The organism is Tsukamurella sp. M9C, assembly GCF_020169415.1.
Classification (GTDB): Bacteria; Actinomycetota; Actinomycetes; order Mycobacteriales; family Mycobacteriaceae; genus Tsukamurella.
Window position 1 is genome coordinate 1 of record NZ_JAIULG010000005.1, and the last position, 21,441, is coordinate 21,441.

The following is a 21,441-nucleotide window of genomic DNA, read 5'->3' on the forward strand; positions in this document are numbered from 1 at the left end:
CCGCCGCCCCGGGCGCGGGTTCCGCACCCGGCGCGGGCCGCGCACCGTCGAGCCCGGCCCCGTCGAGCCCGGCCCCGTCGGGCCCGGGCGAGCCCCGCACCGCCTATCAGCCGCTCTCCGGCCGCCCCGTCGACGGTGCCGAGCTCGCGGCGGAGGCCGACCGCGGCGCCCCGTCGCGCCCGGCCGCGCCGGCCGAGCAGCCCGTCGTGATCCGCAAGGCGGCCCCCGCCGCGCCCGCCCCCGGCGGTGACGGACCGGGCGGTGACGGCCCCGGCGGCGATGGCCCCGGTGGTGACGGGCCGGGCGGCGGCGACGGTGACGGCCCCGACGAGCCGGACGACGGCGACCATGACGACTCCGACAAGAAGGGACTGCGAGCGCTCGTGAGCGGTTCACTGTTCCGACGCGTCGTGACCGGCGGCGTGGCCGCGGTCGCGCTGATCCTGGTGGTCGCGCTGCTGGCTTTCCTCGTCGGCTACTGGCGCACCGACGTGCCGCAGCCGGGCGAGATCCAGACCAATCAGGTCGCGACCATCGTCATGAAGGACGGCAACACGCCCATCGCGCGCGTCGTGCCCCCCGAGGGCAACCGCGAGATCCTGCCCGCGCAGGACATCCCCGACGTCATGAAGAACGCGATCATGGCCGCGGAGGACCGCGACTTCGCCACCAACCCCGGCTTCTCCCTCAAGGGCTTCGCGCGGGCCGTGTGGAAGCGCATCCCGGGCGTCGCCGGCGACGGCGAGGACGCCGGCGGTGGCTCCACCATCACCCAGCAGTACGTGAAGAACGCGCTGGTCGGCGACGAATCGTCGCTGTCGCGCAAGTGGAAAGAGCTCATCATCTCCACCAAGATGTCCAACTCCTGGTCCAAGGACGACATCATGGCGGCGTACCTGAACACGATCTACTTCGGCCGTGGTGCGTACGGCATCCAGGCGGCGTCGAAGGCCTACTTCAACGTCAACGCCAAGGACCTCAAGGCCGAGCAGGCCGCGCTCCTCGCCGGCCTCGTCCGCGGACCGTCGCTGTACGAGCCCACGACCCACCTGGCCGACGCCACCGGCCGCTGGAACTACGTGCTCGACGGCATGGTCGACATGAAGACCCTCGACCCCGCGCAGCGCGCCAAGCTGCAGTTCCCGAAGACGATCGCCCCGGGGCGCGGCGCCGGCGACGACCTGTCCGCGGGCCCGAACGGCCTGATCAAGACGCAGGTGCTGCGCGAGCTCAAGGACGCCGGCATCGACGAGTCCACGCTCAGCACGCAGGGCCTGAAGATCACCACGACGATCGACGCGCAGGCGCAGGCCGCAGCGGTGAAGGCCGCGGCGAACATGACCGAGAACCAGCCGAAGGACCTGCGCACGGCGATCGTCTCCGTCGACCCGAAGACGGGCGGCGTCCTCGCCTACTACGGCGGCAGCGACGGCAACGGCTACGACCGCGTCCAGGCCGGCCTGCAGACGGGCTCGTCGTTCAAGGTCTTCGCGCTGGTCGCGGGCCTGGAGCAGGGCATCGGCCTCTCCCGCGTCTACTCCTCCTCGCCGTTCAAGGCGCAGGGCGTCACGGTCAACAACTCCGACGGCGAGTCCTGCGGCAGCTGCAACCTGGCGACCGCGATGAAGATGTCGCTGAACACGGTCTACTACCGCCTCATGATGGACCTGAACAACCAGGCCCAGGACGTCGCCGACGCGGCGCACAAGGCGGGCGTCGCCGAGAGCTTCGGCAACATCCAGAAGACCCTGCAGCAGTCCGACGGCAGCGGCGTCGAGGGCGGCGTCGTCCTCGGCCAGTACCAGAGCCGCCCCATCGACATGGCGTCCGCGTACGCGACCTTCGCCGCCGAGGGGATCTACCGCGCGCCGCACCTGATCTCCAAGGTGACCACCGCCGACGGCCGCACGCTGCTGGACCGGCAGAACGATCCGGGCGAGCGCCGCTTCAGCAAGGACGTCGCCAACAACGTGACCGCGGCGCTGCAGCCCATCGCCTCGTACTCCAACGGCAACGGGCTCGCGGGGGGCCGCGCCTCGGCCGCCAAGACCGGCACCGCGCAGTACCAGGACACGGGCCAGAACAAGGACGCCTGGATGGTGGGCTACACCCCGTCGATCTCCACCGCGGTGTGGGTCGGCAACGACAAGGGCGGTCCGATCACCAACGGCTGGGGCGGGCCCATCTACGGCTCGGGCGTCCCGTCGACCGTGTGGAAGCAGACGATGGACGGCGCCCTCTCGGACACCGATTACGAGTCCTTCCCGACCCCCGGCATGATCGGCGGCCAGGCGGGCGTCCCGGTGGAGACCCGGGTGCGGCCCTCGTCGACGGGATCGGCGTCCGCGTCGGCGTCGGCGGGCGAGAGCGGGTCGGCGACCCGCACCGTGCCGGGCCTGCCCGGCGTGCCGCTGCCGACCTTCCCGTGGGACCCGACGACGCAGCCCGGCGGCGGCAACCCGACCAACCCCGGTGGGCAGACCACGCGGCCCCGGCCGGGCGCCGGGACCGGTAACGGCAACGGGACGGTCCCCGGCAACGGCGGCCGCACGGTGGCACCGCGGGTGACGAACCCGGTGCCGTGACGGAACCCCGCGCGACGGCCCCGGAGGCGGACGACGACGATCGCCTCCACGTCAGCCCCGGCCCGTTCGACCCGGCCACGGTCATCGAGCCGGACCGGGACGTGCCCAGTCACACGGATGCCGTCGCGCGGGACTTCTCGACGGTGCTCGGCGGCCCGGTGGGCGCGCACGCGCTCGTCGGCTTCCAGCGCTTCTTCACGCCGCTGCGCCTGATCCTGCTGGTGGCGGTGCTGTTCCTGGCCCTGGGCTGGACCACCAAGGCCGGCTGCCTGCAGCAGAAGTCCGACGGCGGGCAGCTCGTGCTGGACTGGTCGGGCAACCGGCCGTACGCCGCGATGTGCTACTCGGACACCGTGCCGCTGTACGGCGCGGAGCGGCTCAACGAGGGCCTGATGCCCTACGTGACCCAGTTCTTCGACACCGACCCCACGGGCGCCCGCCAGGAGCGCTACATGGAGTACCCGGTGCTCACCGGCATGTACCAGTACGCGTCCATGAAGGTCGCCAAGGTGTGGGTGACCCTGCACGAGAAGTGGGGCGTGCCCGCGGCGATCGAGGTGGTGCTGTTCTTCACCGTGGCCGCCGTCGGGCTGGCCCTGTTCTGGCTGATCGCGGTGTGGGCCACGACCCGGTTAGCCGGCGGCGCGGCCTCCCCGTCGCGCCCCGCCGCGCGCCGCCCGTGGGACGTGATGCTCATGGCCGCGTCGCCGCTGGTGATCGTGCACGCCTTCACCAACTTCGACGCGATCGCCGTGGCCGCGATGGCCGTGGGGATGCTGCTGTGGTCGCGCGAGAAGCACGCCTGGGCCGGCCTGGTCCTGGGGCTGGGCACCGCGGCGAAGCTCTACCCCGCCTTCCTGCTGATCGTGCTGTTCTTCCTATGCCTGCGCGCCGGCCGGCTGCGCCCCTGGTTCACCGCGACGGCGGTGGCGCTGGCGACGTGGATCGCGGTGAACCTGCCGATCCTCGTGGCCGCCCCGCGCGGCTGGTGGGAGTTCTTCCACCGCAACTCGATCCGCGCCGTCGACATGGACTCCATCTACGCCGTGATCAGCTCCTTCACCGGCGGCTGGGTGTTCGGCGGCCAGGGCCCGCGCGGCGGCGCCTCGTCGCTGGCGAACGGGATCACGCTGCTGCTCTTCGTCGCGGTCATCGCGGGCGTCGGCTACCTCGCGCTGAAGGCGCCGCGGCGGCCGCGCGTCGCGCAGCTCGCCTTCCTGCTGGTGGCCGGCTTCCTGCTGGTGAACAAGGTGTGGAGCCCGCAGTACTCGCTGTGGCTGGTGCCGTTGGCCGTGCTCGCGATCCCGCACACCCGGATCCTGCTCGCCTGGATGACCATCGACGCCCTCGTCTGGGTGCCGCGGATGATGTACTTCCTCGGCATGCAGAACAGGGGCCTGCCGGAGCAGGCCTTCACGGCCACCGTCCTCCTGCGCGACCTCGCCGTGATCGGCCTGTGCGCGCTGGTGATCCGGCAGATCTACCGGCCCGACGAGGACCTGGTCCGGTCGACGTTCCCGGGCCCGTACTCGCCGCCGCTCGACGACCCGGCGGGCGGCGTGCTCGACGGTGCGCCGGACTCCTCCTCGCTGCGCAGCCGCAGCGCGCAGCGCGGCAGGTACCAGATGAAGACGACGAGCAGGGCCGCCCGGCCCCAGACGCCGATCCAGACGCCCCACTGAACCCACCAGGTGATGGGCAGGTGGGCCGCGTGCTCGGAGAAGTAGTTCCACACCGTGAGCTCGAGGCTCAGGTCGAACAGCAGGTACGCCGCGATGAGCCGCCAGTCGACCCTGAGCAGGATGAAGAAGGGCAGCAGCCACAGCACGTACTGCGGTGAGTGCACCTTGTGGAACAGCATGAACGCGGCCAGGATCGCGCCGCTCACGCCGAGCCAGGGATACACGCCGGTGCTCCGGTAGCGCAGCCAGCCGTACACCAGCAGCGCCGCGATCGAGATCACGATGAGCAGCGGTGAGACGGAGGAGACGAAGGCGTCGTAGTCCTTCGGGTCGTCGAAGGCCTTGAGCACGCCCCAGTACCAGATCGAGTTGGTCGACAGGTCGGCCGTGCGCAGCTCCTGGAACTTCAGCGACGCCCGCCAGCCCTCGAAGCCGAAGACCATGAAGGGCACGTTGATCGCGACGGCCACCACCACGGCCGTCGCGGCCGTGGCCGCGGCGCCCACCCAGTCGAGCAGGCGCCAGTCGACGCGGGCGCGCCGCCCGGGACCGTCGGGCAGGGCGACGGTGCCCGACCTGCCGTGGGTGAGCACGTACAGCACCAGCGGCGCGACGAACAGGCCCGGATAGATCTTGAGGTCGAAGCCCACGGCGAGCACCGCGGCCGTGGCGATCGCGGGGATCCGGATCGACCCGCCGGTCCTGTCGGCCCAGGCCATGATGCCGAAGCCGACGGTCGCCGCGGCGACCACCGGTAGCTCCATGTTGTGGAAGGCGTAGAGCGCCAGCGGCGGCGCCACGGCCCACAGCGCGGCGGTGCGGCCCGAGACCTTAGCCAGCACCCAGCCGGTGAGCAGCCCGAACGGGGCCAGCAGCAGCGCCATGTGCAGGAGGAACTCGGCGTCGTTGTGAGCGCCGATCGCGCCGACCCAGAACAGGAGGCCGCTGAGCACGGGGTACTCGATGGCGCCGCCCTGCAGCTTGCCGTCGCCGTCGATCCAGCCGGTCAGGTACGGGAAGACGTGGTTGTTGACCTCGCGGCCCGTCCACAGGAACTGGATGTCGGAGTAGCAGATCCGGCCGGGCGTCGACGCGAAGCCCTCGGAGCGGCCGAACTCGTCGAAGGGCGCGCCGGTGCACTGCGCCTTGATCTGATAGCCGATGACGAGCGCGAGAACGGTGAGACCGAGCACGGTCCACGCCACCCGATCTGGGCGGAAACTGGGCCGGGACATGCGCCCCACCCTATCCGCCTGCGCGGACGGCCCAGGTCGACGGTGCCGTCACGATCCGGACGCGAGGAACTGCAGCGGGTTCGCGTTCCATATGCCGTGGATCACCAGCAGCGGCCACATCACGCGGTACCGCAGCCACAGGAAGCCCAGGAACAGCCCGCTCACGCCCTGGTTCGCGAGCACGTTCATCGCGTCCAGGGGTAGGTCGCCGGAGCCCTGGATGGCGACGTGCCAGGACGCCCACACCAGCGCGGAGAGCGCGACGGCCGCCCACGGCCCGAGCACCGCGTGCCAGCGGGTGAGCAGCCACCGCCGGTAGAACACCTCCTCGAGCAGCGCGTTGATCGCGAAGCCGACGAGCAGCAGGAGCGCCGCATCGAGCAGCGGCACCCCGGCGAGGAAGTTCTCGCTCCGGTCGCTCAGCGCCAGGTACACGGCCAGGTAGGCGATCACGGCGGGTACCGGCGTCCACCCGGCCCGCGCCGTCGGGTCCGGCCAGCGGCGGCCCCACCGCCGGTCGAGCGCGAAGACCGCGGCCGGCACCGCGAGCAGCAGCCCCAGCTTGAGCGCCGTGTACTTCGGCTCCTCGGGGCCGAGCACGATCAGCGCCGCCGCGAAACCGACGCCGCAGGCCAGCAGGATCCAGGCCTGGGGCCGCGGGTTCGACGGTGCGGCCGTCCCGGTCCCGTCCGCCGACGTGCCGCGCGCGCGGACGGCGAGCGCGACGAGCAGGCCCGCGACCACCGGGGCCCAGGGCTGCCACCACGGGATCGTGTCCGGCGAGTCCGCGGTGTACCGCAGGCCGCGCCCCGTCGTCGCGGCGACCAGGGAGGAGCCGGCGATCGCGCCGATGCCGAGCACCGCCACCGTCCGCCCCGCCCACGCCTTCACGCCCCTACTGTGCGTGCGGCGACGAGGAATGTCCAGACCTGTGTTAACGATCTTGTGCCGCCGGTCGATCAGGGGGTAGCCGGATCACGGGGAGACGGTGGGGAGGATCTGTCATGCATCGATCGATCGGAATCGCCGCCGCGCTGCTGTGCGCCGCGGGCCTGGTGGCGGGGTGCTGGGACGACGGCCCGTCGGCCGCCCCGACGGTGACCGTCACCGCGGGGCCGAGCGCGACCGTGGGCGCGCAGGGGCCGGGCACGGGCGCACCGTCGGGCGGGACGACGGTGACCGCGACGGCCGGTGCGACCCCGGCCGCCCCGACGCCGCTGCCGGTCACCGGCACGGGCGTCACCCGGGTGGTCACCGAGTCGGGGAAGACCACCTGCAACGTCTACGCCGAGTACGTCGACTGCCAGTCGCCGGACTTCGGCCGCACCTACCGGACCGAGGCGGGGCAGCCGGCCACCGGCTTCCGTTACTCCGTCAGCGGGCTGGAGTGGCACTACGGCAACATGTCGGTCGCCACCCCGGCCACCACGGTCCGGTACGGGCACGTCTACACGGCGTCGGGGTGGACGATCGCGGCGTCGGCGGGCAAGACCGTGTTCACCCGTGGCACCCGCGGCGTGAGCGTGGACGTCGCGAACACCACGACCTTCTGAGCCGCGGCGCTCAGCGCCCGTAGAGGTGCTTGAGCATCATCCGCACGGAGTTCATGTCGCGCTCCTTGCGGGTGAAGGAGAGCAGGTCCATAGGCAGTGCGAACTTCTGCGCGGCCACGGACTGGGGCCGGCTGAACTCGCGGAGCCCGTCGGCGCCGTGGATCCGGCCGAAGCCGGAGTCGCCGATGCCGCCGAAGGGCAGCGCGGGCACGGAGGCGAAGGACAGGAACGAGTTCACCGCGACGGCGCCCGTGCGCAGCCGGCGGGCCAGTTCCTGGCCGCGGGCGAGGTTCTTCGTCATGATCGCGGCGGAGAGCCCGTACGTGCTGTCGTTGGCCTTGTCGATCGCCTCGTCGATGTCCTTGACGCGGGTGACGACGACCGTGGGGCCGAAGGTCTCCTCGGTGACGGCGGTCGAATCGTCGGGCACGTCCACGAGGAGCACGGGCTGGACGGTGCGCTCGCCGACCGACTCCCGGCCGCCGACGAGCGCGCGGCCGCCGCGGCTGAGCGCGTCGTCGATGTGCGAGGCGATGATCTGCAGCTGCTTGGGCATGGTCGCGGGGCCGTAGTCGACGCCGTCGGACTCGCCGCCGTGGATCTCGCGGGACGCGGCGGCCAGCTTGTCGACGAACTCGTCGTACCGGTCCGCGACGACGTACACCCGCTCGACGCCGGCGCAGGTCTGCCCGCCGTTGCCGTAGGCGCCGAACGCCGCGGCCTTGACGGCGCCGTCGATGTCCGCGTCGGCGTCCACGATCATCGCGTCCTTGCCGCCGCCCTCGATCGTGACGGGCGTGAGCGTCTCCGCGCACGTGGCCATGACGGTGCGCGCGGTGCGGGCCGAGCCGGTGAACGCCAGCTTGTCGACGCCCGCGCGACAGAGCGCGGCACCGGTGTCGCCGTAGCCGTGCACCACCTGGAGTACGGGCTGGCCGGGGCAGGCGGCGGCCCAGGTGTCGGCGAGGAACCGACCGACGGCCGGCGTCAGCTCGCTGGGCTTGAAGACGATCGCGTTGCCCGCGGCGAGGGCGTACGAGATCGAGCCCATCGGGGTGTAGACGGGGTAGTTCCAGGGCCCGATCACGCCGATCACCCCGAACGGCCGGTGCTCGACGGTGGCGGTCAGGTTGGCGCCCATCATGCCGGTGCCCACCTTGCGCCGGCCGAGCACCTTCTCGGCGTTCTTCGCGGCCCAGTCCAGGTGGACGATCGCGAGCATGACCTCCAGGAGCGCGTCGTCGTGCGGCTTCCCGGTCTCGGCGGCGACGACGCCGGCCAGCTCCTCGGAGCGGCGGGCGAGCTCGCTGCGGAAGCGCAGCAGCCAGTTGCGCCGGGCCTTGGGCTCGAGGCCGCCCCACCACGTCGCGGCGCTCCGGGCGGTGTCGACCGCGGCGACGACGGCCGCGGTGTCCGCGATGGGGAAGCGGGCGACCTCCGCGCCGGTGCGCGGGTCGGTCGAGATCAGGTCGCCGGTCGCGGTCTTCGACGGTGCGGTCATGACGGTCCTCCAGGATCGGAACAGGTATCTGGCAGATATGTTAGAGACTGTTCTCTCATCTGTGCTAGCTTTCGGAACATGTTCTCCACACGCTTCACCGAGCAGTTCGGCGTCCGGTACCCGATCGTCCAGGGCGGCATGATGTGGGTGGGTCGCGCCCGCCTCGCCGCCGCGGTCTCCGAGGCCGGCGGCCTCGGCATCCTCACGGCGCTCACCCAGCCCTCGCCGCAGGACCTGCGCGAGGAGATCGCGCGCACGCGCGAGCTCACGGCGAGCCCCTTCGGCGTGAACCTCACGGTGCTGCCGACGATCGATCCGCCGCCCTACGACGAGTACCTGCGCGCCGCGGTCGAGTCGGGCGTGAAGATCATCGAGACGGCGGGCTCGAACCCCGCGAAGTTCCTGCCGTACCTGAAGGACAACGGCGTCAAGGTGATCCACAAGTGCACCAGCGTCCGGCACGCGCTCAAGGCGCAGGCCATCGGCGTCGACGCGGTCTCCATCGACGGCTTCGAGTGCGCGGGCCACCCCGGCGAGGACGACATCCCCGGCCTGGTGCTGATCCCCGCCGCGGCCGACGCGCTGGAGATCCCGATCCTCGCCTCCGGCGGCATCGCGGACGCCCGCGGCCTGGTCGCCGCGATCGCCCTCGGCGCCGACGGCATCAACATGGGCAGCCGCTTCCTGTGCACCGTCGAATCGCCGATCGCGCCCGAGGTGAAGGCGCAGATCGTCGAGAACTCCGAGCTGGACACGAAGCTCATCTTCCGCACGCTCGGCAACACCGCCCGGGTCGCCAAGAACTCGGTGTCCGTCGAGGTGGTCGAGACCGAGGCGCAGGGCTGCGAGTTCGACGACATCCGGCACCTCGTCGCGGGCGCCCGCGGCCGCAAGGTCTTCGAGGACGGTGACGTCGAGGCCGGCATCTGGAGCGTCGGCCTGTGCCAGGGCATCATCCGCGATGTGCCCACCTGCGCGCAGCTCATCGAGCGGATGATCTCCGAGGGCTCGTCCATCATCGAGCGGCGGCTCGCGCCGCTGGCGAGGGTCGCGGAGGGCGTGGCATGAGCGAGGACTTCCGACGCGTCGTCGACGGCGGCGTCCTGACGGTGACCATCGACCGCCCGCAGCGCATGAACGCCTTCGGCATTCGCGCCGCGTGGGAGCTCGCGCGCATCATCGAGGAGGCCGACGCCGACCCCGCGATCCGCGTCGTCGTGGTCACCGGCGAGGGCCGGGCCTTCTCCACCGGCGCCGACCTGGCCGGCGAGGCCGCGGAGCCGCAGGAGGCGCTCGAGGCCGTCAACGCCTACATCCGGGCGATCGTGGGCGCGTCGATCCCGGTGATCGCCAAGGTGAACGGGCCCTGCGCGGGCATGGCGGTGGGCCTCGCGCTCTCGGCCGACCTGACCTTCGTCGCCGACACCGCGTACTTCCTGCTGCCTTTCGTGGGCATCGGGCTGCTGCCCGACGCGGGCACCACCGCGCTCGTTCCCGCCGCCATCGGGCGCACGCGCGCGATGGGAATGGCGTTGCTGGGCAACCGGATCTACGGCCCAGAGGCGCTCGCCTCGGGCATGGTCACCGCCGTCCACCCCGCCGAGGAGCTCGACGGTGCCGTCGCCGCGGCCGCCGCGAAGCTCGCGGCCGGCCCGCGGGAGGCCATCGCCGCCACCAAGCGCGCCGTCAACGCCTCCACCCTCGCCGGCCTGGACGACGCCCTGCGCCGCGAGACCGAGTCCCAGGTCATCCTGCTCAAGACCGAGGATCACCGCGAGGGCGTCGACGCCATGCTCAACAAACGCCCCGCCCGCTTCACCGACTGACGGCCCCTGATCAACCCAGGGTGATGTAAAGCATATTGCACGGTCGTCTTATGGCGCTCTAAGTTTCTCCCCGACGGTCGAACATCGGCCAATTGACCAGGGGGAATCAGATGACGGACTATTATCAGCAGCAGTACGAGGTACCGACCGCCGGGACGCGCAATCCTGACGATCTGACATCGCCGCTCTACGGCGCGACCTTCGGGCAGGCGCTTCGCCGCTTCTTCGCGAGCTACCTCACGTCCGCGGGCCGTGCGTCGCGGAGTGAGTTCTGGTGGGTGGCGCTGGCGGCGGCGGGCGTGTCCGCCGTGGGCATCGTGCTCATCGCCATCGGCAATGCGATCACGGGGGACGACGGGAGCGGTGCCGCCATGTTCCCCACGATCATCGGCGTCGTGGTCCTCCTGGTGAGCGGCTTCGTCTTCGGCCTCGGCAGTATCTGCCTGACCATTCGGCGATTGCACGACATCAACGCCTCCGGCTGGTGGTACCTGCCGATCTTCCTACTGGGACCGATTCCGCTCGTCGGCTTCCTCGTCTACATCGCGATCATCGTGATCGGAGTGCTGCCGAGCAACCCCTCGGGAATCCGCTTCGACGCCCGGTCGTAGCCAGCAGCACCTTTCGCTTCGAAAGATGTTCGGCCACGGGCGCTCCGGCGCGGTTCTCGCTGTGACCGAAACGAGAGGGCCCGGCACCGTCGAACGACGGTGCCGGGCCCTTCGCGCTACGGCCTAGCGGTGAGTCCTACTCGTAGGTCTCACCGGCCTCGGCCTTGGCGACCAGGGAGGCGGGCGGGGTGAACTGCGCGCCGTACTTGGTCAGCTCCTGCGCGCGCGCGACGAAGGCCTTCGGGCCCACGGTGCCGTCCGGGGCGGTGTAGCCGTTGATGAACTGCAGCACGCCGCCGGTCCAGGCGGGGAAGCCGATGCCGAAGATCGAGCCGATGTTGGCGTCGGCGACGGAGTCCATGACGCCCTCGTCGAAGCAGCGCACCGTCTCGAGCGACTCGGCGAACAGCATCCGGTCGATCATGTCCTGCAGCGGGATGTCCTGCCCGGCGGGCAGGAGATCCTTCAGCCCCGGCCACAGGCCGGTGCGCTTGCCGTCCACGTAGTCGTAGAAGCCGGCGCCGTCCTTGCGGCCGGTGCGGCCCGCGTCCACCATCGCGTCGACCACGGCGTCGCTGCCGTGCGGGGGCAGCGGGTTGCCCGCGGCCTCGGCGGCGGCGCGGGTCTCCTTGCGGATCTTCTGCGGCAGGGTGAGCGTCAGCTCGTCCATGAGCTGCAGCGGCGCTGCCGGGTAGCCGGCCTGCTGGCCCGCCTGCTCGATCAGCACCGGGTTCACGCCCTCGCCGACGGCCGCGATGGCCTCGTTGACGAAGGTGCCGATGACGCGGGAGGTGAAGAAGCCGCGCGAGTCGTTGACCACGATCGGGGTCTTCTTGATCTGCAGCGTGTAGTCGATGACCTTGGCCAGCACCGCATCCGAGGTCTTGGCGCCGCGGATGATCTCGACCAGCGGCATCTTGTCCACGGGGGAGAAGAAGTGGATGCCGATGAAGTCCTCGGAGCGCTTGACGCCCTCGGCGAGAATGGTGATGGGCAGCGTCGAGGTGTTCGAGCCGAGGATGGCGTCGGGCTCGACGATGTCCTCGATCTCCTGGAAGACCTTGTTCTTCACCTCGACCGACTCGAACGCGGCCTCGATCACGAGGTCCACGCCGGCGAAGTCGGCGGGATCGACGGTGGGCGTGATGCGCGCGAGCAGCTCCGCCGACTTCTCGGCGGTGGTGCGGCCCTTGGCCAGTGCCTTCTCCTCGAGCTTCTCGGAGTAGGCCTTGCCCCGCTTGGCGGCGTCGAGGTCGATGTCCTTGAGGACGACCTCGATGCCCGCCTTGGCGGAGACGTACGCGATGGCCGCGCCCATCATGCCGGCGCCGATGACGCCGACCTTCTTGGCGGTGTACTTGTCGTAGCCGTCGGGGCGCGAGCCGCCGCCGTTGATGTGCTGCAGGTCGAAGAAGAACGCCTTGATCATGTTCTTCGAGACCTGGCCGGTGGCCAGCGAGATGAAGTAGCGGCCCTCGATCACGCTGGCGGTGTCGAAGTCCACCAGCGCGCCCTCGACGGCCGCGGCCATGATCGCGCGCGGCGCGGGCATGGGCGCGCCCTTGAGCTGCTTGCGCAGGTTCGAGGGGAAGGCGGGCAGGTTCGCGGCGATCGCCGGCGAGGTCGGCGAGCCGCCGGGGATCTTGTAGCCCTTGACGTCCCAGGGCTGCACGCCGCCCTCGGGGTTGGCCTTGATCCACGCCTTCGCGGCCGGGATCAGCTCCTCGACGGTGTCGACGACCTCGTGGACCAGGCCCACCTCCTTGGCCTTGGCGGGCTTCATGCGGGTGCCCTGCAGCAGCACGCCCATGAGGGCGCCCTGCAGGCCCAGGAGGCGCACGGTGCGGGTCACGCCGCCGCCGCCGGGGAGCAAGCCCAGGGTGACCTCGGGCAGGCCGATCTGCGAGCCGCGCGCGTCGGCGGCGATGCGGTGGTGCGTGGCCAGCGCGATCTCCAGGCCGCCGCCGAGGGCGGCGCCGTTGATCGCGGCGACCACGGGCTTGCCGAGTGTCTCGAGGCGGCGCAGCGCGGCCTTCATCGACTCGACGTTGTCGCGCAGGGTCGCGGCGTCCTCGGGCCGCGCCTGGCGGATCTGGTTCAGGTTGCCGCCGGCGAAGAAGGTCTTCTTCGCGGAGGTCAGCACGACGCCCGTGATGGAGTCCTTCTCGGCCTCCAGGCGGTCGATGGTGGCGCCCATCGACTCGCGGTACAGGTCGTTCATGGTGTTCGCGGAGCTGGAGGGGTCGTCCATCGTCAGCACGACGATGCCGTCGGCGTCCTGTTCCCAGCGGATCATGTTCTCAGCCATGTCTATTGTTGTCTCCGTAGTCTTTCCGGCCGGTCAGAGGCGCTCGATGATGGTGGCGATGCCCATGCCACCGCCGATGCAGAGGGTGATCAGGCCGTAGCGGCCGCCGGTGCGCTCGAGCTCGTCGAGCACGGTGCCCACCAGCATCGCGCCGGTGGCGCCCAGCGGGTGGCCCAGCGCGATGGCGCCGCCGTTGACGTTGACCTGCTCGCGATCGAGCTTGAAGTCCTTCATCCACTTCATGACCACGGAGGCGAAGGCCTCGTTGAGCTCCCAGACGTCGATGTCGTCCTTGGTGAGGCCCGCGAGCGCGAGGGCCTTCTCGGTGGCCGGCGTCGGGCCGGTGAGCATGATCGTCGGGTCCGAGCCGGTGACGGCGGTGGCGACGATGCGGCCGCGCGGGGTCAGGCCCGCCTTCTTGCCGCCCGCCTCGTTGCCGATCAGCAGCAGGGCGGCACCGTCGACGATGCCCGAGCTGTTGCCGCCGGTGTGGACGTGGTTGATCTTCTCCACGGTGTAGTACTTCTGCAGTGCGACGGCGTCGAAGCCGCCCATCGCGCCGATTCCCTCGAAGGCCGGCTTGAGCTTGCCCAGGCTCTCGGCGGTGGTGCCGGGGCGGCGGTGCTCGTCGTTGTCCAGCACCGTCAGGCCGTTGAGGTCCTTGACGGGGACGACCGACTTCGCGAACCGCCCCTCCTCCCAGGCCTTCGCGGCGTTGGCCTGCGACTGCGCGGCGAACTCGTCGACGTCGTCGCGCGTGAAGCCCTCGATCGTGGCGATGAGGTCGGCGCCGATGCCCTGCGGCACGAAGTAGGTGTCGTAGTTGGTGGTGACGTCCTGGAACATCGCGCCACCGTCGGAGCCCATGGGCACGCGCGACATGGACTCGACGCCGCCGGCGAAGACGAGCTGGTCCCACCCGGAGCGCACCTTCTGCGCCGCGGTGTTGGTCGCCTCGAGGCCCGAGCCGCAGAAGCGGTTGAGCTGCACGCCCGCGACGGTGTCCGGCAGGCCCGCGGCCATCGCCGCGGCGCGCGGGATGACGCCGCCCTGCTCACCGACGGGGGAGACGACGCCGAGCACGATGTCGTCGACATCGGCCGGGTCGAGGGTGGGGAAACGGTTCTTGACCTCGTCGATCAGGCCGACGACGAGGTCGATCGGCTTGGTCGCGTGGAGCGATCCGCCGCGCTGCTTGCCGCGTGGCGTACGGATGGCCTCGTAGATGAAAGCGTCGGACACGGTGTTCCTTCCTGGTGTGCTGTCCGTTAGGGATGATTACAAGTGAATCACTATTCTCTAACTTTCGGCGATTCTGCTCCCGACGAACATGTTCTAGAACACAATCGCATACATGACCGCACTTGAGAACATCGCCTGGTTCCCCCGGACTGAGGAACCCCGCAGCTCGCAGCGCAACACCTGGAACAACAGCGTCCGCAACCACGCCGTCATGCGCGGCGATCAGGTGGCCCTGCGGTACCTCGACAAGGAGGTCACCTGGGCGGGCCTCGCCGAGCGGGTGGGGGCTTTCGCCGGCGCGCTGCGCGAGCGCGGCATCGGCGCCGGCGACCGCGTGCTGATCCTGGGCCTGAACCGCATCGAGTACGTCGAGGCGGCGCTCGGCGTCACGGCCCTCGGTGCGATCGCGGTCCCGGTCAACTTCCGGATGGCGCCGCCCGAGGTGGCCTTCCTGGTGCAGGACACGATGTGCAGCGCCGTCGTCTACGAGGCGCTCTTCGACCCGCTCATCGCGGGCGTCGCCGGGACCGGCGCCGAGTTCGGCCTCCGCATCCGCTTCGACGGTGCCGACGAGGCCGCCGGCGCCCTCGGCTACGACGACCTCGTCGCGGAGGGCCGCCCCGACCCGCACGCCGACGTCCCCGAGGACTCCCCGGCGCTGATCATGTACACCTCGGGCACCACCGGCCGCCCCAAGGGCGCGGTGCTCACGCACGTCAACATGACCGCGCAGGGCTGGACCAACCTCGTCGCGCCGGGCGTCGTGGACCCCGACGCCGTGGGCGCCGTCGCAGTCCCCCTGTTCCACATCGCCGGCTTCGGCGTGCTGGCGACGGCCTTCCTGCAGGGCCTGACCTCGGTGATCTTCCCGCTCGGCGCGTTCGACCCGGCGCAGACCCTGGACGCGCTGGAGCGAGAGGGCATCACCAGCATGTTCATGGTGCCGATGCAGTGGCAGCTCGCGGTGAACGAGCAGAAGCAGCGCCCGCGCAACCTCAAGCTCAAGTTCGTGTGGTGGGGCGCGGCCCCCGCCAGCGAGACCCTGCTCCGCGAGCTCGCCACCACCTTCCCCGACGCCGAGATCTGCGCCGTCTTCGGCCAGACCGAGATGTCGCCCGTCACCTGCGCGCTCTCGGGTGCCGACGCGCTGCGCAAGTTCGGCTCCGTCGGCAAGGTGGTGCGCACCGTCGCGGCCCGGGTCATCGACTCCGAGGGCAACGACGTGCCGCGCGGCGAGGTGGGCGAGATCGTCTACCGCGGACCCAACATGATGTCGGGCTACTGGAACAACCTCGAGGCCACGAAGGAGGCCTTCCACGGCGGCTGGTTCCACTCGGGCGACCTCGTGCGGATGGACGAGGAGGGCTTCGTCTACGTCATCGACCGCGCCAAGGACATGATCATCTCGGGCGGCGAGAACATCTACTCGGTCGAGGTGGAGAACGCCGTCGCGGCGCACCCCGATGTCACCGAGGTGGCCGTGATCGGCAAGCCGGACGAGCGCTTCGGCGAGTCGGTCGTGGCGGTGGTGCAGCTGCGCGACGGTGCCGCGCTCACCGTCGAGACGCTCTCGGAGTTCCTCAACGACCACATCGCCCGCTACAAGCACCCGCGCCACGTGGTCGTGATCGAGGCCCTGCCGCGCAACCCCACGGGCAAGGTCACCAAGCCGGTCCTGCGCCAGCAGTTCGGCTGACGGTCCTCCCTGCCCGACGGTGCCGCCCGGCCCGTCGGGCGGGGTTGCAGCGGGCGTCCGGGGCCCGCGCATATCGTTGAACTCATGAAGGCACAGCTCGCGGATCTCGCACGGATAGTGCCTCCACCCGCGGGCCCACCCGCGGTGGATCGCGATTGGTCGGAGATCGAATGTCGGCTCGGACCGCTACCGGCCGACTACAAGCTGTTCATCGACGTGTACGGGGCGGGCCGCTTCTGGGGAGGCGAGCTCGGCATCGCTCCTCCGGAATGGATCGCCGCCACTGGGGATCGGTCGGCGCAGGGGACCGTCGCCTTCCTGCAGGGAGAGGCGGACGCGCGTTCAGACCATGTCGCCGTGGCCGGTCGCGCCTCAGCAGACGACATCTATGGGCGCGCGACCGACAGCTACCTCGTCTTCGGCGTCTCCGGCTGCGGCCAGAGCTTGCTGTGGCGCACGAGCGCCGCCGATCCCGACCGCTGGCCGGTCATCGCCACCGACGGTGCAGGAATCGACTTCGACGGTGACGGCATGATCAGCTATCTCATAGGCCTGCTGGGCGGAACCGCTCCAAGCGCAGCGTTCGACGAGGAATGGCTCCACGACGTCATGGATCTGCATCCGGACGAGCCGTACGTGCGGGTGGAGCGGTAGCTCCGCCGGCTGTCCGGCATCGGCTCAGACCAGCCGACGACCGAACTTCGCGCGCAGGCGCATGTCGACGAGGAGCAGGTGGTACGGCAGGCGCCGCAGAGCGAGCGGGGTGAATCGGTTGCTGAAGGCGACGAGGCGCCACAGGGCGTCGAAGCGCCGCTGGTCGCGGTCGGTCCACTCGACCTCCATCGCTTCCCGGAACTTGGGCGCGAGGAAGCCGGCGGTGAGGAAGCGGTTGAACGACTTGACCGGCTGCGGCAGGTCGCCGACGAAGGTGAAATCGACCAACTGGCGCAGGTACTCGCGGGCGGGTCCGTCGGGGTTGATCTTCGTCGCGCACAGCTCGATCCACAGGGCGTCGAACTCGTCGGGGGTCGCCGGCCAGAGGTCGGCGGGGACCTGGAGCGTGGTGCCGAGGGGTGCCGCATCGCGGTAGAACAGCGCGCGCTGCTCCCGGTTCATGCGGCCGCGCAGCAGCTGGTGCGTGTCCTCGAAGCCGATGTACAGGCACATCGCCACCCACAGCTGCAGGCCGCGGTCCATGGCGTTGTACTTGACCGGGCTCGACGCGGTGCTGCGGACCTGCCGGTGCGAGGTGTTCACCGCCTCCCGGTAGCGCAGCTTGTCGGTCGCCGTCCCGAGCACCGCGACGGCGAGGTAGGTGATCGTGGTGCGGGTGCGCTTGACGGGATGTTTGTACAGCGATCCCGAGTCGACCTTCGACTCCATCACGCCGTAGCCGACGGGCTTGTTCACCAGCTGCATGATCACGTTGGCGGCGCCCGCGCCGAGTGAGGTCACGTCCGCCGCGTCGGACAACGTGGTGAGGACGTGCGCCGGGCGCACGGGCGTACTGACGGCGATGCGATAGCCGTCCGCGACCGGGTCGACGGCGCGCGCCGGCGGTGCGGATGGAGCGGCGCCGGTCGCCGGGGTGGTCGTGGCGTTCGGCTCGGCGCTCGTGGTCATGCGGTCCTCCCAGTTGTTCCACCGATTCGGTGTGTGAATGTTCACTTACTTATAGTGTTGACGGTACACCGCGGACGGGCGCGCGACAGTGAGTAGCCTCGATGCGGACGGTGGAAGAGGAGTTGACGTGACCCAGGCGCGGCGGAAGCGGCCCAAGGACCGGCGCGAGCAGATCGCGCGGGTCGCCGCTGAGGACTTCTCCCGGCGCGGCTATCACGGCGTCGGGATCGAGGAGATCGCCGCGTCGCTCGACATCAGCGGTCCCGCCGTCTACCGGCACTTCCCCAACAAGTACGCGTTGCTCGAGCACGCCATCACCTCGGCCTCCGATGCGCTGTGCCACGCCGTCGACGACGCGGCCGAGGCCACGGCGGGGAAGCAGCCCGGGGAGCGCGTGGACGCGATCATCGAGGCGGCGCTGGGGGTCTCCTTCGAGCGCCGCAACACCGGGGGGCTGTTCCGATGGGAGCAGCGCCTCCTCGAGGGCGAGGACCGGGCGCGGATCCGTGGGCAGCTCACCGCGATGATCGGCACCGTCGCCGATGCGGCGCAGCCCGCGCTCCCGGGTGTCGCCCGGGCCGAGATCGACCTGCGCAGCGTCGCGCTGATCAGCGTGACCGGCAGCGTCACCGCGCACCGGACGGTCCTGGCCCAGAAGCGGGCCGAGGCCGTGCTCGGCGCGGCCGCGCGGCAGGTGCTGGCGCTGCCCGCCCCGCGAGTGCCCTACACGGTCGCGCCGCCGGCCGAGCCCGCACCGGAGGCGGGCCGCCAGGAGCAGGTACTGGTCGAGGCGATCGAGCAGATCTTCCAGCACGGTTTCCACAACGTGAGCATGGGCAAGATCGGGACCGCCGCGGGGATCGTCCCGTCGGGCATGTACCGGTACTTCCCGAGCAAGGCCGGCATCCTGGTGAGCGCCCTCGATCAGGCGGCGGAGGGCGTCGCGGGGGCGATCGCGGAGGTCTCCACCTCGGTGCAGGACCCCGCGGACCGGCTCGCCGCGCTCGCGCAGGCATACGTGCAGCTGTCCTTCCTGCGGTCGAAGCTGATGACCGTCTACTTCCGCGAGATCGGCAACGTCCCGGACGCCGACCGCAGCCGGCTCGCGGGCATCCAGCGGGCCAACATCGCGGCGTTCGCCGACGCGGTGGTCGCCGTGCGACCCGAGCTCACGTCCGCGGAGGCCACGTTCCTCGTGCACGCGGCGTTCGCCGTGGTCTTCGACGTGGGCCGCACCCGGCGCTTCGACACGGACCCCGCCTTCCAGGCCGAGGTGTACGCCCTCGTCTGCGCGGTGCTGTTCCCCGCCTGACCGCGCGCCCTCAGACGAGGGACTTGCCGGCGCCGATCCGCAGGCGCACCTCCAGCAACACCGATCGCGTCGGCCCGAACCGCAGGAACCGCGGGATGAAGCGGTTGACGAACGCCACGAACGCGAAGAGGTTGTCGAACCGGCGCTGATCCGCCGCCGTCCACTCGACGTGCATCTGTTCCCGGAAGTACGGCGCGAGGAACCCGGCCGTGAGGAACTTCAGCAGGCCGCCGAACACCAGCCGCATCGGCCAGTTGATCATCCGCAGGTTCAGGAGATCGTCGATGTACGCCGCGATGGGCTCGTCCAGGCGGGTCTCGGCGCACGCGCGGACCCAGTACTCGTCGAACTCGGCGCGCGTCGCCGGCCACATGTCGCGCGGCACCTGCAGGGTCGTGCCGAGCGTCGCGCAGGACTGGTAGAAGCTCTCCGCCTGATTCTCGGGGAGCTTGCCGTTGAGCATCTGGTACGTGTCCTCGAATCCGACGAAGAGGCACGAGGCGACCCAGAGCTGCAGGTTCCGGTCGAAGGCGTTGTACTTGACCGGGGCTCCCGGTTTCGACTGCACGTGCCGGTGCACCGCATTGACCGCCTCACGGTAGGCCTCCTTCTCCGCGTCGGTGCCGAGGATCGCGACCGCGAGGTACTGGGTCGTGGTGCGCGCGCGCTTCCACGGGTGCTTCATCAGTGCGCCGCTCTCCACCGGGGATTCCGCAACGCCGTGCCCCACCCCGGGGCTCATCATCTGCATCGCCACGTTGGCGGCGGCGCCGGCGAACCCCCAGAAGTCGAGCGCATCGGTGACCGCCAGCTCCCGCTTCGTGTACCTGCGGTGGGTGCTCGGTATCGCGATCCTGGTGCGCTCGAGGGTGAGTGGCGCACCGTCGGGCGAGCCGACGTCGCCGGCGGGGCTGGGCGAGCGTGACATGGCGGTGCTCCTATCGGGTCGGCGGGAGGGTCGCGAGGTGGTCGTTGAGCCGGACCAGCCCCACGACCGCGAGGGCGGCGGCCGCGAGAACGACGGCGACGAGCAGCAGCCAGGCCGCGATGCGGACGACGGCAGGCACCTGCTGCCGTCCGCCCAGGATCTTCACGTACTGGACCACCACGTCGATGATCCACACCAGGGCCATCACTGCATCGTCACGTTCGAGAAGAGCAGCACCGGCCAGCAGACGATGGCGCCGAGGAAGGAGATGATGCGATCGATTCCACTGAGGTTCCCGAGGTGGTCCATGTGCGTCAGCGACCAGACCAGGCCGATGATCCCGTAGGGGATGCCGACCAGGATCAGGAAGCCGAGGAACTCCGAGACCTTCATCTCGTAGTCGAGGAAGCGCTGCAACATCGTTCGTCCTCCGGACGGTCAGTTGGGGGTGCCCGACGGTGCCGGGAGTGCGGGCATGGTCGGGGTGGCGGGCGGCTGCGGGGTGGCCGCGGCGGACGGGTTCGCGGACGGTGTCGTGCCGGTGCCGCCGAGGCCGTTGAGCACGGCGTTGGGGTTCGCGGGATCGCCCGCCTCCGTGATGATCCAGTCGCGGTTCCGGTCGAGGCTCACCGAGTAGGTGCTGGCGCTGATGGTGCCCTGCGGCGCCTGGATGTTCTGCGAGGAGACGTCGACCGCGACCTTCACCTGATAGATGCCGTTCACTTCGGAGGTGGTCTTGGCGAAGGACGCCCGTCCGCTGGAGGTGAGCCGCAGCGGCGTGACCACCTCGCGCATGACGTCGAGGATCGAGTCGAACTTCTTCGCCAGTTCCGGTGTCACCCCGGCTTTCACGCCGTTGAGCCACGGGGTCAGGTCGCGGTAGTCCATGGTCGCCGCCTTCACGGCGTAGTCGGAGGCGATCTGCTCCGCCCGGGCGCGGTCCGCGGCCTCCTGGCGCTCGGTGGAGAGCGTCCGGGTCTGCAGATACAGGAGCACGGAGACGGCGACGAGCGCCACGACGACCACCGTCGCGAGCACGGTACGCAGTGTGCCCGATGTCGTCCGTCCGGCGGGCGCCGGGGATTCCGTACGCGCCTTCGTCCGTGCGGCGCCGGACGTGCCCGCGGGTCGGTCCGCCGACGGCGGCTTCGTCGTCCGCTTCTTCTCGGTCGAGACCACGGGGCCCGGCGTCGCGTCGGCGTCCTCCGTGGAGTCCGTCGAGTCCGCGGCCTCCGGAGCGGCCTCGGCTTCGGCGGCGGTGCCGCGGGGGTCGGTCTCGGGCGTGCCGGCGGCGGCCTCGTCGGGGCCGTCGTGCTCCTGCGCCATGGGGTCCTCTCGA

General features: G+C 70.6%; 18 protein-coding genes and 1 pseudogene. 9 read left to right on the forward strand and 10 right to left on the reverse strand.

Annotation, left to right across the window (positions count from 1 at the left end):
- Together LB823_RS04350 and LB823_RS04355 are read left to right on the forward strand one after the other, a co-directional pair.
- On the forward strand, positions 1 to 2,585 hold a 2,585-nt coding region (locus LB823_RS04350), incomplete at its 5' end, for a transglycosylase domain-containing protein (protein ID WP_308011420.1).
- Positions 2,582 to 4,267 carry a glycosyltransferase family 87 protein gene (locus tag LB823_RS04355; protein ID WP_374201271.1) on the forward strand — a complete coding sequence of 562 codons (1,686 nt, stop codon included), beginning with the start codon at positions 2,582 to 2,584 and terminating at the stop codon, positions 4,265 to 4,267. The genes LB823_RS04350 and LB823_RS04355, both read left to right, overlap by 4 nt.
- Here LB823_RS04355 and LB823_RS23665 read toward each other — a convergent pair.
- Both LB823_RS23665 and LB823_RS23975 read right to left on the reverse strand, forming a co-directional pair.
- Positions 4,159 to 5,502, reverse strand: a pseudogene (locus LB823_RS23665) (hypothetical protein); the annotation flags it as partial. The gene LB823_RS04355 and the pseudogene LB823_RS23665 overlap by 109 nt on opposite strands.
- A 48-nt stretch (positions 5,503 to 5,550) precedes the next feature.
- On the reverse strand, positions 5,551 to 6,393 hold the full coding sequence (locus LB823_RS23975) for a CPBP family intramembrane glutamic endopeptidase (RefSeq protein ID WP_224645548.1): 843 nt from the start codon (positions 6,391 to 6,393) through the stop codon (positions 5,551 to 5,553).
- Between the two features lie 113 nt (positions 6,394 to 6,506).
- Between LB823_RS23975 and LB823_RS04370 the strand changes: the two genes are divergently transcribed.
- A complete protein-coding gene (locus LB823_RS04370) occupies positions 6,507 to 7,055 on the forward strand; it encodes a hypothetical protein (protein WP_224645549.1) in 549 nt (182 codons plus the stop codon).
- A 10-nt stretch (positions 7,056 to 7,065) separates the two neighbouring features.
- On the opposite strand, the gene LB823_RS04375 is transcribed toward LB823_RS04370, so the two are convergent.
- Positions 7,066 to 8,556, reverse strand: coding sequence for an aldehyde dehydrogenase family protein (locus LB823_RS04375; protein ID WP_224645550.1), 1,491 nt, complete (start codon positions 8,554 to 8,556; stop codon positions 7,066 to 7,068).
- A gap of 78 nt (positions 8,557 to 8,634) precedes the next feature.
- Here LB823_RS04375 and LB823_RS04380 point away from each other — a divergent pair, with 78 nt between their 5' ends.
- The 3 genes from LB823_RS04380 to LB823_RS04390 all read left to right on the forward strand — a co-directional run bounded on the left by LB823_RS04380 (position 8,635) and on the right by LB823_RS04390 (position 10,993).
- A complete protein-coding gene (locus tag LB823_RS04380) occupies positions 8,635 to 9,624 on the forward strand; it encodes a nitronate monooxygenase family protein (RefSeq protein WP_224645551.1) in 990 nt (329 codons plus the stop codon).
- Positions 9,621 to 10,382 carry an enoyl-CoA hydratase-related protein gene (locus LB823_RS04385; protein ID WP_224645552.1) on the forward strand — a complete coding sequence of 254 codons (762 nt, stop codon included), beginning with the start codon at positions 9,621 to 9,623 and terminating at the stop codon, positions 10,380 to 10,382. Before LB823_RS04380 ends, LB823_RS04385 begins: the two co-directional genes overlap by 4 nt.
- A 110-nt stretch (positions 10,383 to 10,492) precedes the next feature.
- The gene (locus tag LB823_RS04390; RefSeq protein ID WP_224645553.1) at positions 10,493 to 10,993 is read left to right on the forward strand and encodes a DUF805 domain-containing protein; all 501 of its coding nucleotides are present in this window, start codon (positions 10,493 to 10,495) and stop codon (positions 10,991 to 10,993) included.
- A gap of 136 nt (positions 10,994 to 11,129) precedes the next feature.
- Here the strand turns inward: LB823_RS04390 and LB823_RS04395 are convergent, their stop codons facing one another.
- Together LB823_RS04395 and LB823_RS04400 are read right to left on the reverse strand one after the other, a co-directional pair.
- Positions 11,130 to 13,301, reverse strand: coding sequence for a 3-hydroxyacyl-CoA dehydrogenase NAD-binding domain-containing protein (locus LB823_RS04395; protein ID WP_224645554.1), 2,172 nt, complete (start codon positions 13,299 to 13,301; stop codon positions 11,130 to 11,132).
- Positions 13,302 to 13,334: 33 nt separating this feature from the next.
- A complete protein-coding gene (locus tag LB823_RS04400) occupies positions 13,335 to 14,543 on the reverse strand; it encodes an acetyl-CoA C-acetyltransferase (RefSeq protein WP_224645555.1) in 1,209 nt (402 codons plus the stop codon).
- A gap of 112 nt (positions 14,544 to 14,655) precedes the next feature.
- On the opposite strand from LB823_RS04400, the gene LB823_RS04405 reads away from it, so the two are divergent.
- Entirely contained in the window at positions 14,656 to 16,239 is a 1,584-nt protein-coding gene (locus LB823_RS04405; protein WP_224645556.1) for an AMP-binding protein, read from the forward strand.
- Positions 16,240 to 16,323: 84 nt separating this feature from the next.
- Positions 16,324 to 16,893 (forward strand): hypothetical protein, encoded by a 570-nt coding sequence (locus LB823_RS04410; RefSeq protein ID WP_224645557.1) that lies wholly within the window; start codon positions 16,324 to 16,326, stop codon positions 16,891 to 16,893.
- Between the two features lie 24 nt (positions 16,894 to 16,917).
- On the opposite strand, the gene LB823_RS04415 is transcribed toward LB823_RS04410, so the two are convergent.
- Positions 16,918 to 17,862, reverse strand: coding sequence for an oxygenase MpaB family protein (locus LB823_RS04415; RefSeq protein WP_224645558.1), 945 nt, complete (start codon positions 17,860 to 17,862; stop codon positions 16,918 to 16,920).
- A 127-nt stretch (positions 17,863 to 17,989) separates the two neighbouring features.
- On the opposite strand from LB823_RS04415, the gene LB823_RS04420 reads away from it, so the two are divergent.
- On the forward strand, positions 17,990 to 19,174 hold the full coding sequence (locus tag LB823_RS04420; protein WP_224645559.1) for a TetR/AcrR family transcriptional regulator: 1,185 nt from the start codon (positions 17,990 to 17,992) through the stop codon (positions 19,172 to 19,174).
- A 10-nt stretch (positions 19,175 to 19,184) separates the two neighbouring features.
- On the opposite strand, the gene LB823_RS04425 is transcribed toward LB823_RS04420, so the two are convergent.
- The 4 genes from LB823_RS04425 to LB823_RS04440 are packed head-to-tail and all read right to left on the reverse strand — an operon-like array spanning position 19,185 to position 21,428.
- On the reverse strand, positions 19,185 to 20,102 hold the full coding sequence (locus tag LB823_RS04425) for an oxygenase MpaB family protein (protein WP_224645560.1): 918 nt from the start codon (positions 20,100 to 20,102) through the stop codon (positions 19,185 to 19,187).
- Between the two features lie 10 nt (positions 20,103 to 20,112).
- Positions 20,113 to 20,307, reverse strand: coding sequence for a hypothetical protein (locus LB823_RS04430; RefSeq protein ID WP_224645561.1), 195 nt, complete (start codon positions 20,305 to 20,307; stop codon positions 20,113 to 20,115).
- Complete coding sequence (locus tag LB823_RS04435; RefSeq protein WP_224645562.1) at positions 20,307 to 20,522, reverse strand: hypothetical protein; 216 nt, start codon at positions 20,520 to 20,522, stop codon at positions 20,307 to 20,309. Before LB823_RS04435 ends, LB823_RS04430 begins: the two co-directional genes overlap by 1 nt.
- A gap of 18 nt (positions 20,523 to 20,540) precedes the next feature.
- Entirely contained in the window at positions 20,541 to 21,428 is an 888-nt protein-coding gene (locus LB823_RS04440; protein ID WP_224645563.1) for a hypothetical protein, read from the reverse strand.
- Between the last annotated feature and the right edge of the window lie 13 nt (positions 21,429 to 21,441).

What these genes read in the sequence shown, in the direction of transcription:
- LB823_RS04435 (WP_224645562.1), bottom strand. Translation starts at nt 20,522, where the DNA reads ATGTTGCAGCGCTTCCTCGACTACGAGATGAAGGTCTCGGAGTTCCTC.
- LB823_RS04395 (WP_224645554.1), bottom strand. Translation starts at nt 13,301, where the DNA reads ATGGCTGAGAACATGATCCGCTGGGAACAGGACGCCGACGGCATCGTC.
- LB823_RS04410 (WP_224645557.1), top strand. Translation starts at nt 16,324, where the DNA reads ATGAAGGCACAGCTCGCGGATCTCGCACGGATAGTGCCTCCACCCGCG.
- LB823_RS04405 (WP_224645556.1), top strand. Translation starts at nt 14,656, where the DNA reads ATGACCGCACTTGAGAACATCGCCTGGTTCCCCCGGACTGAGGAACCC.
- LB823_RS04380 (WP_224645551.1), top strand. Translation starts at nt 8,635, where the DNA reads ATGTTCTCCACACGCTTCACCGAGCAGTTCGGCGTCCGGTACCCGATC.
- LB823_RS04385 (WP_224645552.1), top strand. Translation starts at nt 9,621, where the DNA reads ATGAGCGAGGACTTCCGACGCGTCGTCGACGGCGGCGTCCTGACGGTG.
- LB823_RS04375 (WP_224645550.1), bottom strand. Translation starts at nt 8,556, where the DNA reads ATGACCGCACCGTCGAAGACCGCGACCGGCGACCTGATCTCGACCGAC.
- LB823_RS04440 (WP_224645563.1), bottom strand. Translation starts at nt 21,428, where the DNA reads ATGGCGCAGGAGCACGACGGCCCCGACGAGGCCGCCGCCGGCACGCCC.
- LB823_RS04390 (WP_224645553.1), top strand. Translation starts at nt 10,493, where the DNA reads ATGACGGACTATTATCAGCAGCAGTACGAGGTACCGACCGCCGGGACG.
- LB823_RS04370 (WP_224645549.1), top strand. Translation starts at nt 6,507, where the DNA reads ATGCATCGATCGATCGGAATCGCCGCCGCGCTGCTGTGCGCCGCGGGC.
- LB823_RS04425 (WP_224645560.1), bottom strand. Translation starts at nt 20,102, where the DNA reads ATGTCACGCTCGCCCAGCCCCGCCGGCGACGTCGGCTCGCCCGACGGT.
- LB823_RS04430 (WP_224645561.1), bottom strand. Translation starts at nt 20,307, where the DNA reads ATGGCCCTGGTGTGGATCATCGACGTGGTGGTCCAGTACGTGAAGATC.
- LB823_RS04415 (WP_224645558.1), bottom strand. Translation starts at nt 17,862, where the DNA reads ATGACCACGAGCGCCGAGCCGAACGCCACGACCACCCCGGCGACCGGC.